Origin of the sequence: Thermococcus sp. LS2 (genome assembly GCF_012027375.1) — an archaeon.
GTDB lineage: Archaea > Methanobacteriota_B > Thermococci > Thermococcales > Thermococcaceae > Thermococcus_B.
This window is the reverse complement of sequence record NZ_SNUI01000003.1, coordinates 137,011-154,464: the sequence shown is the minus strand read 5'-3', so window position 1 is coordinate 154,464 and position 17,454 is coordinate 137,011. Positions and strand designations below refer to the sequence as shown.

Genomic DNA, 17,454 nt, shown 5'->3' with positions numbered 1-17,454 from the left:
GTTATGCTCTATCACAAAGCATATATTCTATTGACGACAAATATTCAGATGACCATCTAAAAGGTGATGCTTATGGGGAAGCAGTATCTACCCAATTTGGCACATAAAGATGAAATGCTCAAGGAGATTGGATTTGATAGTATTGATGAACTCTTTTCTGATGTTCCAAAGGAAGTAATGCATGAGTTCAATCTTCCAGAGGGAAAAAGCGAATACGAAGTTTTCCTTGAGATGAACCAAATTCTTGACAAAAACAAAACCGTCTTAGAGATGCCATCATTTTTAGGGGCTGGGACATACTTCCACTACGTTCCAGCGCATGTCAAGTACCTCATAGAGAGGAGCGAATTTTTAACAGCTTATACACCGTATCAGGCAGAGATCAGCCAAGGAATGCTCCAAGCACTCTTTGAGTACCAAAGCTTGATAGCAGAGCTTGTAGGTTTGGAGATTGTAAATGCCTCGATGTACGACTGGGGAACTGCTTTAGGTGAAGCAGCTTTAATGGCGGCAAGAGTTACCAAAAAGAATAAGTTCGTGGTTCCAAAGCACATAAGCCCAGAGAAGAAGAGAGTCCTTGAGACGTATGTCGCTGGGGCTGGAATGGAGATAGTTTATGTCGACTGGAATGAGAAAGGACAGATTGACTTGGAGAAGCTCAAAGAAAGTGTTGAAAACTCTGCAGGGGTTTATATTGAGATGCCCAACTTCTTCGGATTGATTGAAGAGAATATCGTCGAGGTTGGCGAAATTGCTCACGATAGCAAAGCTTTATTTGTTGTTGGAGTAGACCCAACAATTCTTGGAATAGTTGAAGCTCCCGGCGAATTGGGTGCGGATGTTGTAATCGGTGAGGCAGCTTTCTTTGGAAACCCAATGAATTTCGGCGGCCCAAGGGCTGGAATTTTTGCGACGAGGAATGATAAGAAGCTTATCAGACAGATGCCCGGAAGGGTAATCGGCATGACAAAGGATGCAGATGGAAAGAGGGCTTTTGTAATGACACTTCAGACTAGAGAGCAGCACATCAGAAGAGCAAAGGCGACATCAAACATATGTTCAAACGAAGCTCTTGTGGCGGTTGCAGCAGCAATACACCTTGCCTCTCTTGGACCCCAAGGCTTGAGAAAGCTCGGAGAAGTAATTCTGAAGAACACTGCATACTTCAAGAAGCGCATTAAAGAAGTTGCTGAGCTGCCTTTTGACGGAATAAACTTCAAAGATGTTCTTGTGCAGTTTGATGTGCCTTATGATGTAATTCATGAGTGTTTGCTTGAGAGGAACATTCACGGAGGCTTTTACTTAAAGCCTCACTTCCCAGAGCTTGGTGAGAGTGCGTTGTTTGCAGTGACGGAGACGACAAGAAAAGAATGGATTGAGAGCCTTATAGTTGCGTTGAAGGAAATAATAGCTGAGGCTGGACTGTGAGGTGGTGATGATGTTCAGACAAGCAAGGTGGGATGAACCCCTAATATTTGAGCTCTCAAAGCCCGGAAGGATTGGATTCTCACTTCCAGATCCGATTGAAGATGTTGAAGTTGATATCCCCGAAAAGCTCAAGAGAAAGAAGCTTGAGCTTCCAGAGCTGAGCGAGCCCGAGGTTGTTAGACACTACACAAGATTGAGCGAGATGAACTATGGCGTTGACAACGGAATGTATCCCCTCGGCTCATGTACGATGAAATACAATCCTAAGATAAATGAGGAAATTGCCGGGCATCCAAAAGTTGCTTTCATACATCCATACCAAGATGAGAGAACAGTCCAAGGTGCTTTGCAAATAATGTGGGAGCTTGAACAGTGGCTTAAGGAAATCACAGGCATGGATCGCTTTACGTTACAGCCAGCTGCTGGAGCAAACGGTGAATTCACGGGTGTGATGATCATCAGAGCATACCACATCGACCGCGGCGAAACTCAGAGGAACGAGATAATTGTTCCAGACTCAGCTCACGGAACGAACCCAGCATCAGCTGCGATGGCCGGATTTAAAGTCATTGAAATCCCATCAAACGAGCAGGGAATGGTTGATTTAGAAGCTTTAGAGAATGCTGTGAGCGAGAGGACTGCTGGATTAATGCTCACAAATCCAAACACCCTTGGCATTTTTGAAGAAGATATCTTGGAGATCGCAAAGATAGTCCACAAAGCTGGTGGACTGCTTTACTATGACGGAGCAAACTTAAACGGAATTCTTGGAAAGGTTAGACCTGGAGACATGGGCTTTGATGTTATTCACGTCAATTTGCACAAGACCTTCTCAACCCCTCACGGCGGTGGAGGACCAGGAGCTGGACCTGTTGGTGTTAAAGACTTCCTGAAGGACTACCTGCCAGTGCCAGTTGTTGAATACGACGAAGAGAACAACCGCTATTACCTAAACTACGACTTGCCGAAGAGCATTGGAAAAGTGAAGGAGTTTTACGGGAACTTTGCCGTTCTGGTTAGAGCATTGACTTATCTAAAGATTATGGGCAAGAGCGGACTTAAGGCTGTAAGCGAGATTGCTGTGCTAAATGCTAACTATCTAACGCAGAAGCTCAAGGGAACAAGGGGTTATGAGCTGCCTCACAAGGAGCTTAGAAAGCACGAAGTAGTCTTCAGCGCGGAGCCCATGAAGAAAGAGACTGGAGTCAAAGCCCTTGATGTGGCCAAGAGATTGCTTGATCATGGACTGCATGCGCCGACAATTTACTTCCCACTGATTGTGCATGAAGCTTTGATGATTGAGCCAACCGAAACGGTAACCAAGGAAGATCTTGACTATTACGTTGAAGTTCTTAAGAAGATAAGCGAAGAGGCTTATACTAACCCAGAGATTGTCAAGAACGCTCCGCACAACACTGCTGTAAGGAGAGTTGACGATGTCTTAGCGACAAAGAGGCCAATAATTACGTGGAGGATGTATAAGCAGCTCAAAGAAAAGGGAGAGATTGACATCTGAACTTTTCTTTTTGCTCTTTTGTTTAAATTTAAAAAGGAAAAGCTTTACTTTCTTCCATACTTCTTCAGCACCAATCCCAAAATCATGAGTGAACCCAATATAATGCCAATTCCTAGATATGTCGTTGAATTGCTCGTTTTCACCGTTATCCTGATGTCTTCCTGCTTGGTGAGCTGGTCGCTGTTGGCTTTTACAGTAATCTTGTAGTCTCCGGCATCAATGTTCTGAGGGCTGGTTATCGAGACCTTGAACTCTACGTACTTGTCCGGCTCAACCGATGCGACACTCTCTGGCGTTACACTCACAAGCCAGCCTTCTGGAGCATTCACCTCGAGCTGAACACTTGTTAAAGGACTTGAACCGCTGTTGTATACCCAGATGCTGATTTCTTTTGTTTCTCCAGCCTTCATGGTGAAGCTGTACTTCTCAAGGTCTATGCTCATGTCGTAGCTTCCTATGAGGTTTGCTTCGAGGCTGAGTTTCTTTGTTTCCTTGTTGCCCTTTGATTGAACCTCAAGGCTGAAGTTGTAAGTTCCGAGCTGGGCGTTGTTAGGTGGGATTACTACCACATAAAGCGTTTTCTTGCTTCCTGCTTTCACGAAAGTCTCACTTATGCCAACTTTTGACTTCAAATCCTCAACTATACGGTATGCCCAGTTATCCGGCAAGTCTTTAACGCTCAAGGCATATGAGTCATCTTGGGAACCGAGGTTCTCTATTTCAACCTTGTACTGCAAGCTCTCTCCCAAAACGGCGCTCTTTGAGGGTTCAGAGCATTCGACGGTAAAGTAGTAGGGTATCTTTTCGAGGCTGATTATACCCAAGTCAACGGTTTCTCCTGCTTTGATGTCAACGCTCTCCTCGTAGCTCTCGTATCCTTCCTTGGTTACCTTAATGGTGTAACTGTCCTCTGGAACTTCTATCTGGGCTCTTCCGTCTGGAGTTGTGTACACCTTTGCTACCGTTTCGTTTCTGCTCACTACCTCCACGAGCGCGCTCGGTATATACGCCCCACTGGACGAATCGGTAACTCTAAGTGTTATGACCCCATTTTCGCCGACATGCGTTTCTGAGACGTAGACTTCAAAGGCTATTTCCTCGTCCCCAACCTTTGCTTTAACTTCGTGAGTTCCAACCGGAGCATTGCTCGGCACTTCAATCACGAGCGTTACTGATTTCACAGTTTCCGCTGGTAAGTAAAGCTTCGTTACTTTTTCAGTTCCAACCTGAAAGTAAGCGCTCCAATTCTCTGGGACTGATGCACTTAGGGAAATTACCGAATCACTATTAGCTTTAATCGTTATTGGAAATGTGACCGTTTCTCCTGCTTCAACTTCTTTCCCTAGGTACTCTGCATAAGCCTCATACTTCTCCCCACTTTCCACGCTTAATCTTATCTCTGCTGACACATTACCTACGAAGGCATAGAGCTTATAATCTCCCTTAGCATCTTCTGGAACTTTGACGATGAAGGTTATCATCTTCGTTTCTCCATGTTTCAAATAGACCTCACTCACCTTGCTGTTCTCCGCGTAAAAGTATGCTTCAAAGCCTCTTGGAACGGCGTAGCTCAATGGAAGCAGGGCATCGTCACCTTCGTTGGTAATCATGAGCGTGAAACTCACTTTATCTCCCGGCAAAACGATCTTGGTTGGATAAGGAACCTCTATGCTCAGCTCACTTGAGCTTTCTATGTTTTTGACACCTTCAATGAGTAGTTTAACCCTCTTCTCTGAGAGCTCAATGCTTCCCATGTAAACCGTTATATCGCCATAGGTTACGTTCTCCCCAAAACTCAAAACATAGGTATCGTTTCCAATTTTTATTGCCGCTCGGTCGCCAGTCTTTGAAATGTCTATCAGCTCAACTGGAATCTCATTAACCTCTATAGTCTGCCCCAAGTAAAGATAAACCGCTTGGCTTGCTGTTGCAAGTGGCAAGAGGAAAAGCAAAAGTAAAGCGAGCTTCTTCATCTCTATCACCTCACGTCACTTCTCATAAAGATCACGTAAGCTACTACGAAGCTTATTATCAGTGGAGCTATTAGCAGGATTATGTGCGGAAGTGCAAAGGAGAGACTTTGCCCGATTGAGTACTTCTCGAGCTCTATTTGGGGTATTATGCCCCTGTTTCTAAGGGCTCTCACAAGTTGTGGATTGTTCATAATCTTGTTTACAATTTGAGGAGAAAACTTCGTAGACTTGTAAGGGTTTAGAATGTAGCTTCCGAGCTGTTGGAAGTTGTAGTAAGGTGAGAGGCTGTTTATCTTGGTTTCAATCCCATATCGTTTCTCTTGCCACTCTATGTAGTTCTTGATGTAGAGCTCCCAAGCATGCGGATTTTCCTCTCTCGACACTTTTGGTGGTTCTGGAGCTTCTCCAGCAAAATGACTTCCCAAGAGCGGGGCTATTGTGGGAAAGACTATCATGAGCACTAGGAACAGAATGAGTGAATACATCAAGGCGTTGCTACTACTCTTGGATAGTGCCGAGAAAGCCATTCCTATACCGAGGAAGAGTAGCAAGTATAAGTATGTAAAGAACATGAAGAGGATAATTCTTATTAAAGACTCACCATCTATTTGTAATCCCATGACTAATAAGGCCCCAAATGAAGTTAGGGTCATTACTACCATCGCAAGTCCAAGGGCTAAAGCTCCACCGAGGAATTTTCCGAGGATTACCTGGTCTTTATAAACTGGGTGGCTCATCAGAACTTTTAGTGTTCCCATTTCACGCTCCTTCGTTATTGCGTCAAAGCCTAGCGAAAGTGCAAATATTGCTCCGATGAGTCCTAGGAAGTTCTCCATCTGCCTGAACACGTCGAAGATGCTTGGCTGGAATGGGCTTTTCCCAGCTATATAACTTTCAAGCTTTGACTGGTAAATGTTGTAGCCCTGCCAAATTGAAACTATGCTTATCAGCAACAAGAATCCGAAAATTAAAAGGAAACGTCTGCTCTTTATATAGTCCTTAAACTCCTTCTCGGCTATTATTGTAATCATTAACTCTCACCTCTATCAGTCGGAAGCTCTTCTCCATAGGCAACTTTGAGGAAAATTTCCTCTAAGGTGGGCTCCATTAAATGCAGATCAAGAACTGTATAGCCCTTTGAGAGCAGATATTCGAGCAGTTCTCTTCTAACATCAGCTTTAGCATAGAGAACTGCCTTATTTCTGGCGAGCAACTTAACTTCCAGAGCGAATTCTGATAAATCTGGGAGAGACTCTTCTGTTTCGACTAAGATTCTAACTTTTTCTTTCAAAAATGCTCTCTTTAGCTCTTCTTTGTCTCCCATTGCTACGAGCTTTCCGCTGACTATTATTCCTATTGAATCGCTTACCTCATCAACTTCTGGCAGTATATGTGATGTTAGGAATATCGTTTTTCCTTCCTTCTTGAGGCTTTTTATTAGATTTCTAATCTCCACGGCTCCTTTGGGATCTAATCCACTTGTGGGCTCATCTAAGAATAGAATTTCTGGATCATTGATGAGGGCTTGAGCTAAGGCTAAGCGTTGCTTCATTCCAGTTGAAAATTCTCCGACTTTCTTGTTTTTTACATCCTTCAGCCCTACAAGATCAAGCAGCTCTAAAGCCCTCTTCTCTGCTTCTCTCGGAGGTATCCTATAGAACTTTGCGAAGAAGAGCAGATTATCCATGGCACTCATGTTTGGATAAAGTCCATTTTCTGCTGGGACATAGCCGCTTATCTTCTTCACTTCAATGGGATTTTCTTGAACATCAATTCCATTTACATAAGCTTTTCCTTCCGTGGGCTGTATTAAGCCTAGAAGCATCAAAACAGTTGTTGTTTTCCCTGCTCCATTTGGTCCTAGGAATCCAAAGATGCTGTTTCTCTTGACCTTTAGATTTATGTGGTCAACTGCTACAAAGTCGTCATACACCTTTGTTAATCCTTTAGTCTCTATGACATACATATCACTGGTCACCTCTCCATGAGTTTCAACAGATATCATAACGCTTAAATGTACATAAGGACTTTCGTGAAACGAACGTTTCAAATCGTTCCAAAGGCAAAAAACAGAAATAAAATGTTCTTGATATTGAGTATTTTCAGTTTAAATTTGATTAAGCTTTAGAAAAGTTACGGAATGCACGTTTCATCGAGACCCTAAAATAACCTTTAGATACACTCTAAATTTGTGGTGAATTGGGAGAGATTAAAGGTTCCAATGTAGTTGATGTTGAAAGTTTCGAGAAAATCATGGTAGTATGTGAAGAGAATTGATATCATTTCTTGAGATGTCCATCAAAAGGTGGTAAGCTGAAAATTAAGATTTTCAAGTAGCAAGTAGCTATCACCTATAAGACCATAAAACTAAGAAATGCTGGTGGGCCCGCGGGGCTTTGAACCCCGGACCACGCGGTTATGAGCCGCGCGCTCTGACCAGGCTGAGCTACGGGCCCACAAAAGTGTTGGCGCCGCCGCCCCGACTCGAACGGGGGACCACGCGGTTAACAGCCGCGCGCTCTACCGACTAAGCTACGGCGGCACAGCCCAATGATAGAGATACGGGGAGTATTTATAAAGATTACGGTCTCTTAACTCAGCGAAAACTTTATATATCTACCTGGGCTTTTTTCATTCGGTGCCCCGGTGGCTCAGCCTGGGAGAGCGGCGGACTTGTAATCCGCAGGTCCCGGGTTCAAATCCCGGCCGGGGCTCCAACCCTTGGCATGGGGCCGTGGGGTAGCTTGGTCTATCCTGCCGGCTTTGGGAGCCGGCGACCCGAGTTCAAATCTCGGCGGCCCCACCAATTCTAATGCCCCGGTGGCTCAGCCTGGTGGAGCGGCCGCTTGGTAAGCGGCAGGTCGCGGGTTCAAACCCCGCCCGGGGCTCCATTCTATCAAAATTCCTAAAACATTTGATAGCATTCAAAATTTGAATGTTTATTTTTGTACACTGATGTGAGTTTTCGGCTACAAACATCCTTCTTAAACTTTACGCAAGGAATATAAACCCTGTCCCCGATTTATCTCACGAAAAGCTTATATACCCAAAGCGAAAGCTGGAGGTAGTGAGAGATTATACCTTCTAAAAATTCTAAGGGGGCAATTCTCGGTGGCGGCGAAAAAAGAGTTTAATATATTTGATCATGAATTAGTTCCTGAGCACAGAGTATTAAGCGAGGAGGAGAAAGAAGAGCTGCTTAAAAAGTACAGAATAAAGATTTCTCAGTTACCTCAGATAAAAGCTAAGGACCCAGCTGTCGTTGCCCTTGGGGCTAAGCCTGGGGATATTATTGAAATCAAGAGAAAAAGCCCAACTGCGGGTGTTTACTATTACTATAGAATTGTTGTTGAGGATTGAATTCTTGAGGTGAGAACATGAGAGGTCCAACTGTTGTTAAGGTTGAGCTTACTCCAGATGACCTTTGGAGCGTTATGGAGAGCTATTGGAATGAGAAGGGACTTGTTAGACAGCACCTTGATTCTTATAATGCATTTATAGACCATGGAATGCAGGAAGTCATCAACGAATTTGGAGGCATAAAGCCGGATATTCCTAACTTTGAGATAAAGTTTGGAAAAATTAGGCTTGGGGAGCCGGAATTCCAGGAGGCACAAGGCCAAAGAAAGCCGCTCTATCCGATGGATGCTCGTATAAGAAATCTTACTTATGCCGCTCCAATATACCTTGAAATGATTCCAGTTGTTAACGGCATTGAGCAAGAACCTGTTGAGGTCAGGATTGGAGAGCTTCCAATAATGCTCAAGTCAAAGGCATGCAGGCTCTACGGGAAGAGCAAGGAGGAGTTAATAAAGCTTGGAGAGGATCCGAAAGACCCAGGTGGTTACTTTATTATTAACGGTTCAGAGAGAGTTATCGTCTCTATTGAGGATTTAGCACCAAACAGAACTTTGGTTGAGAAGGATGAAAGACAAGACAAGGTCATTGCGAAGTGCTTCTCATATAGGCACGGTTATAGAGCTTTAATCTCCGTTGAGAGAAGAAAAGACGGCTTGCTTTACGTTTCTATACCCAACGTTCCCGGTGTTATCAAGTTCGTTTATGTGATGAGAGCTCTTGGTCTTGAGAGTGATAAAGAGATCGTTGATGCAATAAGCGACGATCCAAGAATCCAGCAAGTTCTCTTCGACAACCTTGAAGATGCAAGCGACATTCAGACCCAAGAGGAAGCTTTGGACCACATTGGTAAGAAAGCCCTTCCAGGCCAACCAAGAGAGTACCGCCTGAGGAGAGCAGAGTCAATAATCGACAACAACCTCTTGCCTCACATGGGCGTTAGACCAGAGGACAGAATCAAGAAAGCTTATTATCTTGGTATGATGGCTTTAAAGGTTCTGGAGCTTTCACTTGGCTTGAGAGGAGAAGACGACAAAGACCACTATGCGAACAAGAGGCTGAGGCTTGCTGGAGATCTGCTTAGGGACTTATTCAGAGTTGCATTTGGTCAGCTTGTTAAGGACATGCAATATCAGTTGACTAAGACTTACCAAAGAAAAGGTGAGAAGTACGTTTTTGAGAACGTTCAAAGATTTGTGAGGAATTCTGTAAGACCAGATGTTCTTACAGAGAGAATTGAGCACGCTTTAGCAACAGGTGCCTGGCCTGGTGGAAGAACTGGTGTCAGCCAGCTCTTAGATAGAACAAACTACATGTCAACACTCTCACACTTGAGAAGAGTTACCTCACCGCTGAGCAGAGATCAGCCGCACTTCGAGGCAAGAGATTTACACGGAACCCACTGGGGAAGAATCTGCCCAACTGAAACGCCAGAAGGTCCAAACTGTGGTCTTGTTAAGAACTTAGCATTGATGGCCCAGATTACAACAGCTATTCCAGAGGAAGAGGTTCTCAAGTACCTGAGGAAGCTCGGTATTGTTTCAATTGAAGAGAGGAGACCAAACCCACAAGTCTGGAGAGTCTATTTGAACGGTGTCCTTATTGGAACAGTTGAGGACGGCATAGCTTTGGTAAACAGAATTAAGGCTGACAGAAGATCTGGCAAGATTAGCGATGTCATAAACGTTGCATATTATGATGACGTTAAGGAAGTTTACATCAACAGCGATGACGGTAGAGTTAGAAGACCTCTTATCGTCGTTGAGAACGGTGTTCCAAAGCTTACAAAGGAGCACGTTGAAGGAATAAAGAACGGAACGCTGACATGGAGCGATCTCATTAAAATGGGTGTCATCGAGTATCTCGATGCAGAAGAAGAGGAGAACGCTTACGTTGCAACCTGGCCATGGGAAGTCACAAAGGAGCACACCCACTTAGAGCTCATGCCCGCTGCAATCCTTGGTATTCCGGCATCACTCGTTCCCTATCCAGAGCACAACGCAGCTCCAAGAAACACATATGGAGCTGGTATGGCTAAGCAGAGCTTAGGTTTAGGATGGGCTAACTTCAGAATCAGAGTTGACACCAGAGGGCATCTCTTGCACTATCCACAGATTCCACTTGTCAACTCAAGGATCATGAAGGCTGTCGGTTTTGAAGAGAGACCTGCTGGTCAGAACTTTGTCGTTGCTGTCCTCAGCTATCAGGGTTACAACATGGAAGATGCTATTATAATCAACAAGGCATCAATTGAGAGGGGATTAGCAAGATCAACATTCTTCAGAACATACGAGGCTGAAGAGAAGAAGTATCTCGGTGGTCAGACAGATAAGTTTGAAATTCCAGACCCAACTGTTAGGGGATACAGAGGAGAAAATTACTACAGGCATCTTGATGAGGATGGTATAATCTTCCCAGAGTCAAAGGTCAACGGTAAAGACGTCCTTGTCGGTAGAACTTCACCACCAAGATTCCTTGAAGAGCAAAGCGGATTAGGTGGAATAATTCTCCAGGAGAGGAGAGAGACAAGTATAGCTGTAAGGCCGAGTGAGAAGGGTGTTGTTGACAAGGTCATAATTACTGAGACTGGCGATGGAACTAAGCTCGTTAAAGTTACCGTTAGAGACCTTAGAATTCCAGAGCTTGGAGATAAGTTCGCTTCACGTCATGGACAGAAGGGTGTTATTGGCTTAATCGTTCCACAAGAGGACATGCCATGGACAGAGAGCGGAATTGTGCCTGATCTTATAGTTAACCCACACGGTATTCCATCTCGTATGACTGTCGGACAGCTCATTGAAGCAATTGGTGGAAAAGTTGCATCACTTAAGGGAAGAAGAATTGATGGAACAGCATTCATTGGAGAGCCAGAAGAAAAACTTAGAAAAGAACTCGAAGAGCTTGGCTTCAAACACAGCGGAAGAGAAATCATGTACGATGGAATTACTGGAAGAAGATTAGAGGCAGACATCTTTATCGGTGTCATCTACTACCAGAGGCTCCACCACATGGTTGCCGATAAAATGCACGCTCGTTCAAGAGGTCCAGTGCAAGTCCTTACAAAGCAGCCAACTGAAGGTAGAGCAAGAGAAGGTGGTCTTAGATTCGGTGAAATGGAAAGAGACGTTCTCATTGGACACGGTGCTGCAATGCTCCTCGTAGAGCGTCTATTGGAGGAGAGCGACAAGACAGAGGTCTGGGTCTGTGAAAACTGTGGTCACTTAGCGTTAGAAGACAAGAGAAGGGGACAAGTGTATTGTCCAGTATGTGGAGAGACTGAAAAGATAAGCAAAGTTGAGATGAGCTATGCATTTAAGCTGTTGTTGGACGAGCTTAAGGCTATGGTAATAAGACCTGCTTTGAGATTAAAGGAGAGGGTGTGAGAGCGATGCAGTCAATTAAAAAGGTTATCGGTTCAATTGAGTTTGGTATTCTTTCCCCTCAAGAAATTAGAAAGATGAGTGCTGCCGAAATTACAGTTCCAGACACTTACGATGACGATGGTTATCCGATAGAAGGAGGACTAATGGACAAAAGACTTGGTGTCATTGACCCAGGTTTGAGATGTGAAACATGCGGTGCAAGATACGGCGAATGTCCTGGTCACTTCGGACACATTGAGCTCGCTCGTCCAGTAATTCACGTTGGATTCGCTAAGACAATCTACCGCATCTTGGAAAGCACTTGTAGAGAATGTGGAAGGATAAAGCTTACTGATGAGGAAATTGAGGAGTACATGAAGAAGTTTGAGATAGTTGGCGACAGAAAGAAGGCAAAAGACAAGCTCATTAAGGAGATTCACAAAAAAGCTAGAGAGAGAATGGTCTGTCCACACTGTGGTGCCCCCCAGTTCCCACTGAAGTTTGAGAGACCAACAATCTACTGGGAAATCAGAAAGGACGAGCAAGGAAACGAGTATAAGCATAGAATGATGCCCACTGAGGTTAGAGACAGACTTGAGAAGATACCTGACAAAGATTTACCTCTTCTCGGTCTTCACCCTGAAAAATCTCGTCCGGAATGGATGGTTCTCACCGTTTTGCCCGTTCCTCCCGTCACTGTCAGACCCTCCATTACCCTAGAGAGCGGTATAAGAGCTGAAGATGATTTGACTCACAAGCTCGTTGATATCATCAGAATCAACAATAGACTCAAGACAAACATCGAAGCTGGTGCGCCGCAACTGATTATTGAGGACCTCTGGGATCTCTTGCAGTATCACGTTACCACTTATATCAACAACGAAACCTCAGGTGTCCCAGCGGCAAAGCACAAGAGCGGAAGACCTCTCAAAACATTGGCACAGAGATTGAAAGGTAAGGAAGGAAGATTCAGAGGAAACCTCAGCGGTAAGCGTGTTAACTTCTCAGCGCGTACAGTTATCTCTCCAGATCCAATGATTAGCATTAACGAAGTTGGTGTTCCATTGGCAATTGCAATGGAATTGACAGTTCCAGAGAAGGTTACGGACTTCAACATCGAGAAGCTCAGAAAAATGGTTCTCAATGGTCCAGAAAAGTATCCGGGAGCGAACTATGTAATTGACCCACAGGGAAGAAGGATTAGACTCATGGAAAGCAATAGAGAGACAATAGCAAATATGCTTGATATTGGCTGGACAGTAGAGAGGCATTTAATGGATGGGGATATAGTCCTCTTCAACAGACAGCCTTCACTTCACAGAATGTCTATTATGGCTCACCGCGTTAGGGTAATGCCTTACAAGACCTTCCGCCTCAACTTGGCAGTCTGTCCACCATACAACGCTGATTTCGATGGAGATGAAATGAACCTCCACGTTCCACAGACAGAGGAAGCACAAGCTGAAGCAAGGATTTTGATGGAGGTTCAGAACCACATAATTTCACCTAGATACGGTGGTCCGATCATCGGTGGAATTCAGGATCACATCTCAGGTGGATATCTGCTTACAAGGGAGGGTGCATACTTTACAAGGATTGAAGTTGAGCAGATGCTTATGTTTGCTGGCATTGATGTTGACAAGCTTCCAGAGCCAGATAAAGTTGAGAATGGCATTGAATACTGGAGCGGAAAGACTATATTCTCCCTCCTCCTCCCAGAGGATCTGATATTGTGGTATGAGAACAAGCTTGGAGCCGATGAGGGCAAAAAGAAGAAGATTTTGGAAGCTCTGGATAGGTTATTCCTTGAAAAGAAGGAAGAAGTCATAGAAGAAATTAAAAGAAACTCTGACGATGGCTTTGTTGTCATAATCGATGGCAAGCTCTTAAGCGGTGCAATTGACAAGAAGGCTTACGGTAGGGAGGACGGTAAGATTCTCGATATTATCGTGCGTGAGTATGGCGTTGAGAGAGCGAGGCAGTTCCTTGATCAAGTTACAAAGCTTGCAATTTGGGTGATAACGCACAAAGGTTTCACAACAGCAATTGATGATGAGGACTTGCCAGAAGAAGCAATGGACAGAATTAAGGAAATTATTAGAGAGGCAGAGGAAAGAGTAAAGAGGCTCATTGAGGCATATAAAGCTGGAGAGCTTGAACCATTGCCAGGTAAAACTCTTGAGGAAACATTGGAGAGCAAAATCATGGCAGTTCTGGCTGAGGCAAGAGACAACGCTGGTAAAGTTGCCGAACAGTATCTCGGTATGAACAACTTCGCAGTCATCATGGCAAAGACCGGTGCAAGAGGTAAGATACTCAACATCACTCAGATGGCAGCTTTGCTCGGTCAGCAGTCAATTAGAGGTAAGCGTTTATACAGAGGTTACAGAGGAAGAGTTCTAAGCCACTTTAAGCCTGGTGACTTAGGTGCAAGAGCTAGAGGATTCGTTATCAACTCATATAAGAGCGGATTAACGCCTCAGGAATACTTCTTCCACGCAATGGGTGGTAGAGAAGGACTGGTTGATACAGCAGTTAGAACAGCTCAGAGCGGTTACATGCAGCGTAGGTTAATCAACGCTCTGCAAGACCTCAAAGTTGACTATGATGGAACAGTCAGGGATCCAACTGGAATAATCGTCCAGTTCCGCTATGGTGAGGACGGTGTTGACCCAATGAAGAGCTGGCAAGGAAAGACAGTTGACATTGAGAGAGTTATTGTGAGGTCTCTGATTAAATTGAGAGCAAACAGTAAGTGAGGTGATTTGGATGGTAACTCCTTCCACTATCAAATCTTTAATTGAGAAAAATGCTGCTCATCTTCCCGAGAAGACTAAGGAAGAGCTTTATGAGAAGCTCGTAGAGTACAACGAAAAGTACAAGCTCAAGAAAAAGGAAGTTGAGGCAATCATAGAGGAAGTCGTTAAGGAATATGAGAAAGCCGTTGTGGAGCCAGGTGAAGCAATTGGAACTGTTGCTGCTCAGTCCATCGGTGAGCCTTCAACCCAGATGACTCTCAACACTTTCCACTACGCTGGTGTCGCTGAGATTAACGTTACCCTTGGTCTGCCGAGAATTATTGAGATTGTTGATGCGAGGAAGAATCCCTCAACGCCAATCATGACCGTCTATCTCGACGAGGAACACCGCTATGATAGGGAAAAGGCCTTAGAGGTTGCAAGGAGGATCGAAGGTACAACGTTGGTAAATTTAGCACAGTCAATGACAATTGACATCCTTAACATGGAGTTTGTTGTTGAGATTGACCCGGAGCGTTTAGAGAGAAGCGGCTTAACAATGGAAAAAATTAAAAAGAAGCTTGAGAGCTCATTCAAGACAGCAGAATTTGAAGTTGATGGATACACGCTTATAGTTAGACCCAAGAAAGCAGAGAAGCTTTCTGACCTAAGGAGGATTGCCGAAAAGGTTAAAAGCCATCGCTTAAAAGGTCTTTCAGGCGTTGGAAAAACTATAATCCGCAAAGAGGGCGATGAGTACGTGATCTACACAGAAGGTTCAAACTTCAAGCAAGTGCTGAAAGTTCCGGGTGTTGATCCAACAAGAACAAGAACAAACAACATCCACGAAATTGCAGAGGTTTTAGGCATCGAGGCAGCAAGAAACGCAATCATTGAGGAAATCGTAAAGACAATGCAGGAGCAAGGTCTTGAAGTAGATGTGAGACATATCATGCTCGTCGCTGATATAATGACCATTGATGGTGTTGTAAGGCCTATAGGAAGACATGGTGTTGTTGGTGCGAAGGCGAGCGTATTGGCAAGAGCAGCTTTCGAGATTACTGTCCAGCATCTGTTTGAAGCCGCTGAAAGGGGAGAAGTTGACCCCTTGAACGGTGTCGTTGAAAACGTCCTCATTGGACAGCCTGTTCCAGTTGGAACAGGCATAGTTAGACTCGCTATGAAATTACCATTAAAACCAATAGAAGAATGAGTAAGGGGGTGTGATTAATGGATATAGCCTTTGAGCTTAGAAAGGCTCTTGAAACAGGAAAGGTTGTCATCGGTTCAAACAAAACTGTAAAATTAGCTAAGATTGGCGGTGCAAAGCTCATCATTGTTGCAAAGAATGCGCCAAAGGAGGTTAAGGACGATATCTACTACTACGCCAAGCTCAGCAACATTCCAGTTTATGAGTACGAGGGAACAAGCGTTGACCTCGGGACGCTCTTGGGTAAGCCATTCGTAGTAGCATCTCTAGCGATAATTGACCCAGGAGAAAGCAACATTTTAGCTTTAGCTGGGGGTAAGCAGTGATGCCCCTTAAGTTGAACACAGACCAAATCAAATATATTGCCCTCTTTGAGAGCTTTACAGGAGCTACAGTGCTGGACTGCATCATTGACCAGGACAGAAATCGCTTGATCTACGTCATAAAGAAAGGTGAGATGGGATTAGCTTTAGGAAAGAGAGGAATGAACGTTAGAAGAATACAGAGCATGCTCGGGAAAGAGATTGACCTCATCGAGCACTCAGAGAACCCAGAGGAGTTCCTTAGGAACATTTATAAAACGATGGGCGTAAGAGTTAAAAAAGTCCACATAACTGAAAAGAAGAATGGTAAAAAGGTTGCCCTCCTCGATGTTAATCAAAGGGATAAGCCGAGGGCAATCGGCAGGGGCGGTCATAACATAAATCTCGTTAAGGAGTTAATGGAGAGACACCACGGAATTGAAGATGTTGTCATAATTTGAGGTGATGATCATGCCTGGAAAGAAAGCTCCCTATGGAGAATTCGCTGGAAGAAAGCTCAAGCTCAAGAGGAAGAAGTTTAGATGGAGTGACATAAGATTCAAGAGAAGAGTCCTTCGCTTAAAGGAGAAGAGCGATCCACTTGAAGGTGCGCCACAAGCAAGAGGAATTGTCCTTGAGAAGATTGCCGTAGAGGCAAAGCAGCCAAACTCTGGAATGAGAAAAGCTGTGAGAGTTCAGCTCATCAAGAATGGTAAGGTCGTTACAGCCTTCTGTCCTGGTGATGGAGCTATCAACCACATTGACGAGCACGATGAGGTTATCATCGAGGGTATCGGGGGTCCAAAGGGTGGTTCAATGGGTGACATCCCAGGAATTAGATACAAGGTCGTTAAGGTCAACAGAGTTTCACTCAAGGAATTAGTTAAAGGTAGAAAGGAGAAGCCAAGAAGGTGATGCTTATGGCCAAGAGCTTACAAGAGAGATTTTTCATTCCAAAGGACTTAAAGGTCTTTGGAAAGTGGAGCACTGAGGATGTCGTTGTAAATGATCCATCACTCAAGCCATACATCAACCTCGAGCCTCGCTTGTTGCCCCACACTCACGGAAGGCATGCAAAGAAGCCCTTTGGCAAAGCAAACGTTCACATTGTTGAGAGACTCATTAACAAGGTCATGAGGAGCGGTGCATCAAGCTATAAGGTAGCGGGACACTTCATGAGAAGAGAGCACCGCTCATTGATGAGCAAGAAGATGAAGGCTTACGAGGTCGTCAAAGAAGCCTTTGAGATCATTGAGAAGAGAACAAAGCAGAACCCAATCCAGGTTCTCATCAGAGCTATCGAAAACGCTGCTCCAAGAGAGGACACAACAACAGTTATGTTTGGTGGTATTAGGTATCACGTCGCAGTTGATATCTCGCCATTGAGAAGGCTTGACGTTGCTCTTAGAAATATCGCATTGGGTGCATCAGCAAAGTGCTACAGAACCAAGATGAGCTATGCTGAGGCACTTGCAGAGGAAATCATTGCAGCTGCTAACAAGGACACAAAGAGCTACGCTTACAGCAAGAAGGAAGAAATCGAGAGAATTGCACAGTCCTCAAGGTGA

At 44.5% G+C, this 17,454-nt stretch carries 13 protein-coding genes and 5 tRNA genes; 13 read left to right on the top strand and 5 right to left on the bottom strand.

Annotated elements, in window-relative coordinates; translation table 11 throughout:
• Positions 1–72: 72 nt before the first annotated feature.
• Positions 73–1,428, top strand: a complete 1,356-nt coding sequence (gene gcvPA / locus E3E24_RS05490; protein ID WP_167885375.1) for an aminomethyl-transferring glycine dehydrogenase subunit GcvPA — start codon at positions 73–75, stop codon at positions 1,426–1,428.
• Between the two features lie 10 nt (positions 1,429–1,438).
• Positions 1,439–2,944, top strand: a complete 1,506-nt coding sequence (gene gcvPB, locus E3E24_RS05485; RefSeq protein WP_167885376.1) for an aminomethyl-transferring glycine dehydrogenase subunit GcvPB — start codon at positions 1,439–1,441, stop codon at positions 2,942–2,944.
• A gap of 44 nt (positions 2,945–2,988) precedes the next feature.
• On the opposite strand, the gene E3E24_RS05480 is transcribed toward gcvPB, so the two are convergent.
• From E3E24_RS05480 to E3E24_RS05460, 5 genes are all read right to left on the bottom strand, one after another.
• Positions 2,989–4,917, bottom strand: a complete 1,929-nt coding sequence (locus tag E3E24_RS05480) for an NEW3 domain-containing protein (protein ID WP_167885377.1) — start codon at positions 4,915–4,917, stop codon at positions 2,989–2,991.
• 5 nt (positions 4,918–4,922) lie between these two features.
• Positions 4,923–5,948, bottom strand: coding sequence for an ABC transporter permease subunit (locus E3E24_RS05475; RefSeq protein ID WP_167885378.1), 1,026 nt, complete (start codon positions 5,946–5,948; stop codon positions 4,923–4,925).
• Positions 5,948–6,883: an ABC transporter ATP-binding protein gene (locus tag E3E24_RS05470; RefSeq protein WP_167885379.1), complete on the bottom strand. Its 936-nt coding sequence runs from the start codon at positions 6,881–6,883 to the stop codon at positions 5,948–5,950. Before E3E24_RS05470 ends, E3E24_RS05475 begins: the two co-directional genes overlap by 1 nt.
• 412 nt (positions 6,884–7,295) lie before the next feature.
• Positions 7,296–7,373: transfer RNA gene (locus tag E3E24_RS05465), tRNA-Ile, on the bottom strand.
• 10 nt (positions 7,374–7,383) lie between these two features.
• Positions 7,384–7,459 (bottom strand) — tRNA-Asn (locus E3E24_RS05460).
• Between the two features lie 98 nt (positions 7,460–7,557).
• Between E3E24_RS05460 and E3E24_RS05455 the strand changes: the two genes are divergently transcribed.
• From E3E24_RS05455 to rpsG, 11 genes are all read left to right on the top strand, one after another.
• A tRNA-Thr gene (locus tag E3E24_RS05455) sits at positions 7,558–7,634 on the top strand.
• A gap of 11 nt (positions 7,635–7,645) precedes the next feature.
• A tRNA-Pro gene (locus E3E24_RS05450) sits at positions 7,646–7,723 on the top strand.
• Between the two features lie 8 nt (positions 7,724–7,731).
• Positions 7,732–7,808: transfer RNA gene (locus E3E24_RS05445), tRNA-Thr, on the top strand.
• Positions 7,809–8,028: 220 nt separating this feature from the next.
• Positions 8,029–8,277, top strand: a complete 249-nt coding sequence (locus E3E24_RS05440; RefSeq protein WP_013466515.1) for a DNA-directed RNA polymerase subunit H — start codon at positions 8,029–8,031, stop codon at positions 8,275–8,277.
• A 17-nt stretch (positions 8,278–8,294) separates the two neighbouring features.
• Complete coding sequence (locus tag E3E24_RS05435) at positions 8,295–11,657, top strand: DNA-directed RNA polymerase subunit B (protein ID WP_167885380.1); 3,363 nt, start codon at positions 8,295–8,297, stop codon at positions 11,655–11,657.
• A 5-nt stretch (positions 11,658–11,662) separates the two neighbouring features.
• Complete coding sequence (locus E3E24_RS05430) at positions 11,663–14,395, top strand: DNA-directed RNA polymerase subunit A' (protein WP_167885557.1); 2,733 nt, start codon at positions 11,663–11,665, stop codon at positions 14,393–14,395.
• 10 nt (positions 14,396–14,405) lie between these two features.
• On the top strand, positions 14,406–15,587 hold the full coding sequence (gene rpoA2, locus E3E24_RS05425; RefSeq protein WP_167885381.1) for a DNA-directed RNA polymerase subunit A'': 1,182 nt from the start codon (positions 14,406–14,408) through the stop codon (positions 15,585–15,587).
• A 17-nt stretch (positions 15,588–15,604) separates the two neighbouring features.
• Positions 15,605–15,910, top strand: a complete 306-nt coding sequence (locus tag E3E24_RS05420) for a 50S ribosomal protein L30e (RefSeq protein WP_167885382.1) — start codon at positions 15,605–15,607, stop codon at positions 15,908–15,910.
• A complete protein-coding gene (locus E3E24_RS05415) occupies positions 15,910–16,347 on the top strand; it encodes a NusA-like transcription termination signal-binding factor (protein ID WP_013466520.1) in 438 nt (145 codons plus the stop codon). The genes E3E24_RS05420 and E3E24_RS05415 overlap by 1 nt, the downstream gene beginning before the upstream one ends.
• A gap of 10 nt (positions 16,348–16,357) precedes the next feature.
• The gene (locus tag E3E24_RS05410; RefSeq protein ID WP_042679666.1) at positions 16,358–16,801 is read left to right on the top strand and encodes a 30S ribosomal protein S12; all 444 of its coding nucleotides are present in this window, start codon (positions 16,358–16,360) and stop codon (positions 16,799–16,801) included.
• A gap of 5 nt (positions 16,802–16,806) precedes the next feature.
• Entirely contained in the window at positions 16,807–17,454 is a 648-nt protein-coding gene (rpsG, locus tag E3E24_RS05405; RefSeq protein ID WP_167885383.1) for a 30S ribosomal protein S7, read from the top strand.

Bases quoted from the DNA above. Each gene is read 5' to 3' on its own strand.
- gcvPA (WP_167885375.1), top strand. From the start codon at position 73: ATGGGGAAGCAGTATCTACCCAATTTGGCACATAAAGATGAAATGCTC.
- gcvPB (WP_167885376.1), top strand. From the start codon at position 1,439: ATGTTCAGACAAGCAAGGTGGGATGAACCCCTAATATTTGAGCTCTCA.
- E3E24_RS05480 (WP_167885377.1), bottom strand. From the start codon at position 4,917: ATGAAGAAGCTCGCTTTACTTTTGCTTTTCCTCTTGCCACTTGCAACA.
- E3E24_RS05475 (WP_167885378.1), bottom strand. From the start codon at position 5,948: ATGATTACAATAATAGCCGAGAAGGAGTTTAAGGACTATATAAAGAGC.
- E3E24_RS05470 (WP_167885379.1), bottom strand. From the start codon at position 6,883: ATGTATGTCATAGAGACTAAAGGATTAACAAAGGTGTATGACGACTTT.
- E3E24_RS05435 (WP_167885380.1), top strand. From the start codon at position 8,295: ATGAGAGGTCCAACTGTTGTTAAGGTTGAGCTTACTCCAGATGACCTT.
- E3E24_RS05430 (WP_167885557.1), top strand. From the start codon at position 11,663: ATGCAGTCAATTAAAAAGGTTATCGGTTCAATTGAGTTTGGTATTCTT.
- rpoA2 (WP_167885381.1), top strand. From the start codon at position 14,406: ATGGTAACTCCTTCCACTATCAAATCTTTAATTGAGAAAAATGCTGCT.
- E3E24_RS05420 (WP_167885382.1), top strand. From the start codon at position 15,605: ATGGATATAGCCTTTGAGCTTAGAAAGGCTCTTGAAACAGGAAAGGTT.
- E3E24_RS05415 (WP_013466520.1), top strand. From the start codon at position 15,910: ATGCCCCTTAAGTTGAACACAGACCAAATCAAATATATTGCCCTCTTT.
- E3E24_RS05410 (WP_042679666.1), top strand. From the start codon at position 16,358: ATGCCTGGAAAGAAAGCTCCCTATGGAGAATTCGCTGGAAGAAAGCTC.
- rpsG (WP_167885383.1), top strand. From the start codon at position 16,807: ATGGCCAAGAGCTTACAAGAGAGATTTTTCATTCCAAAGGACTTAAAG.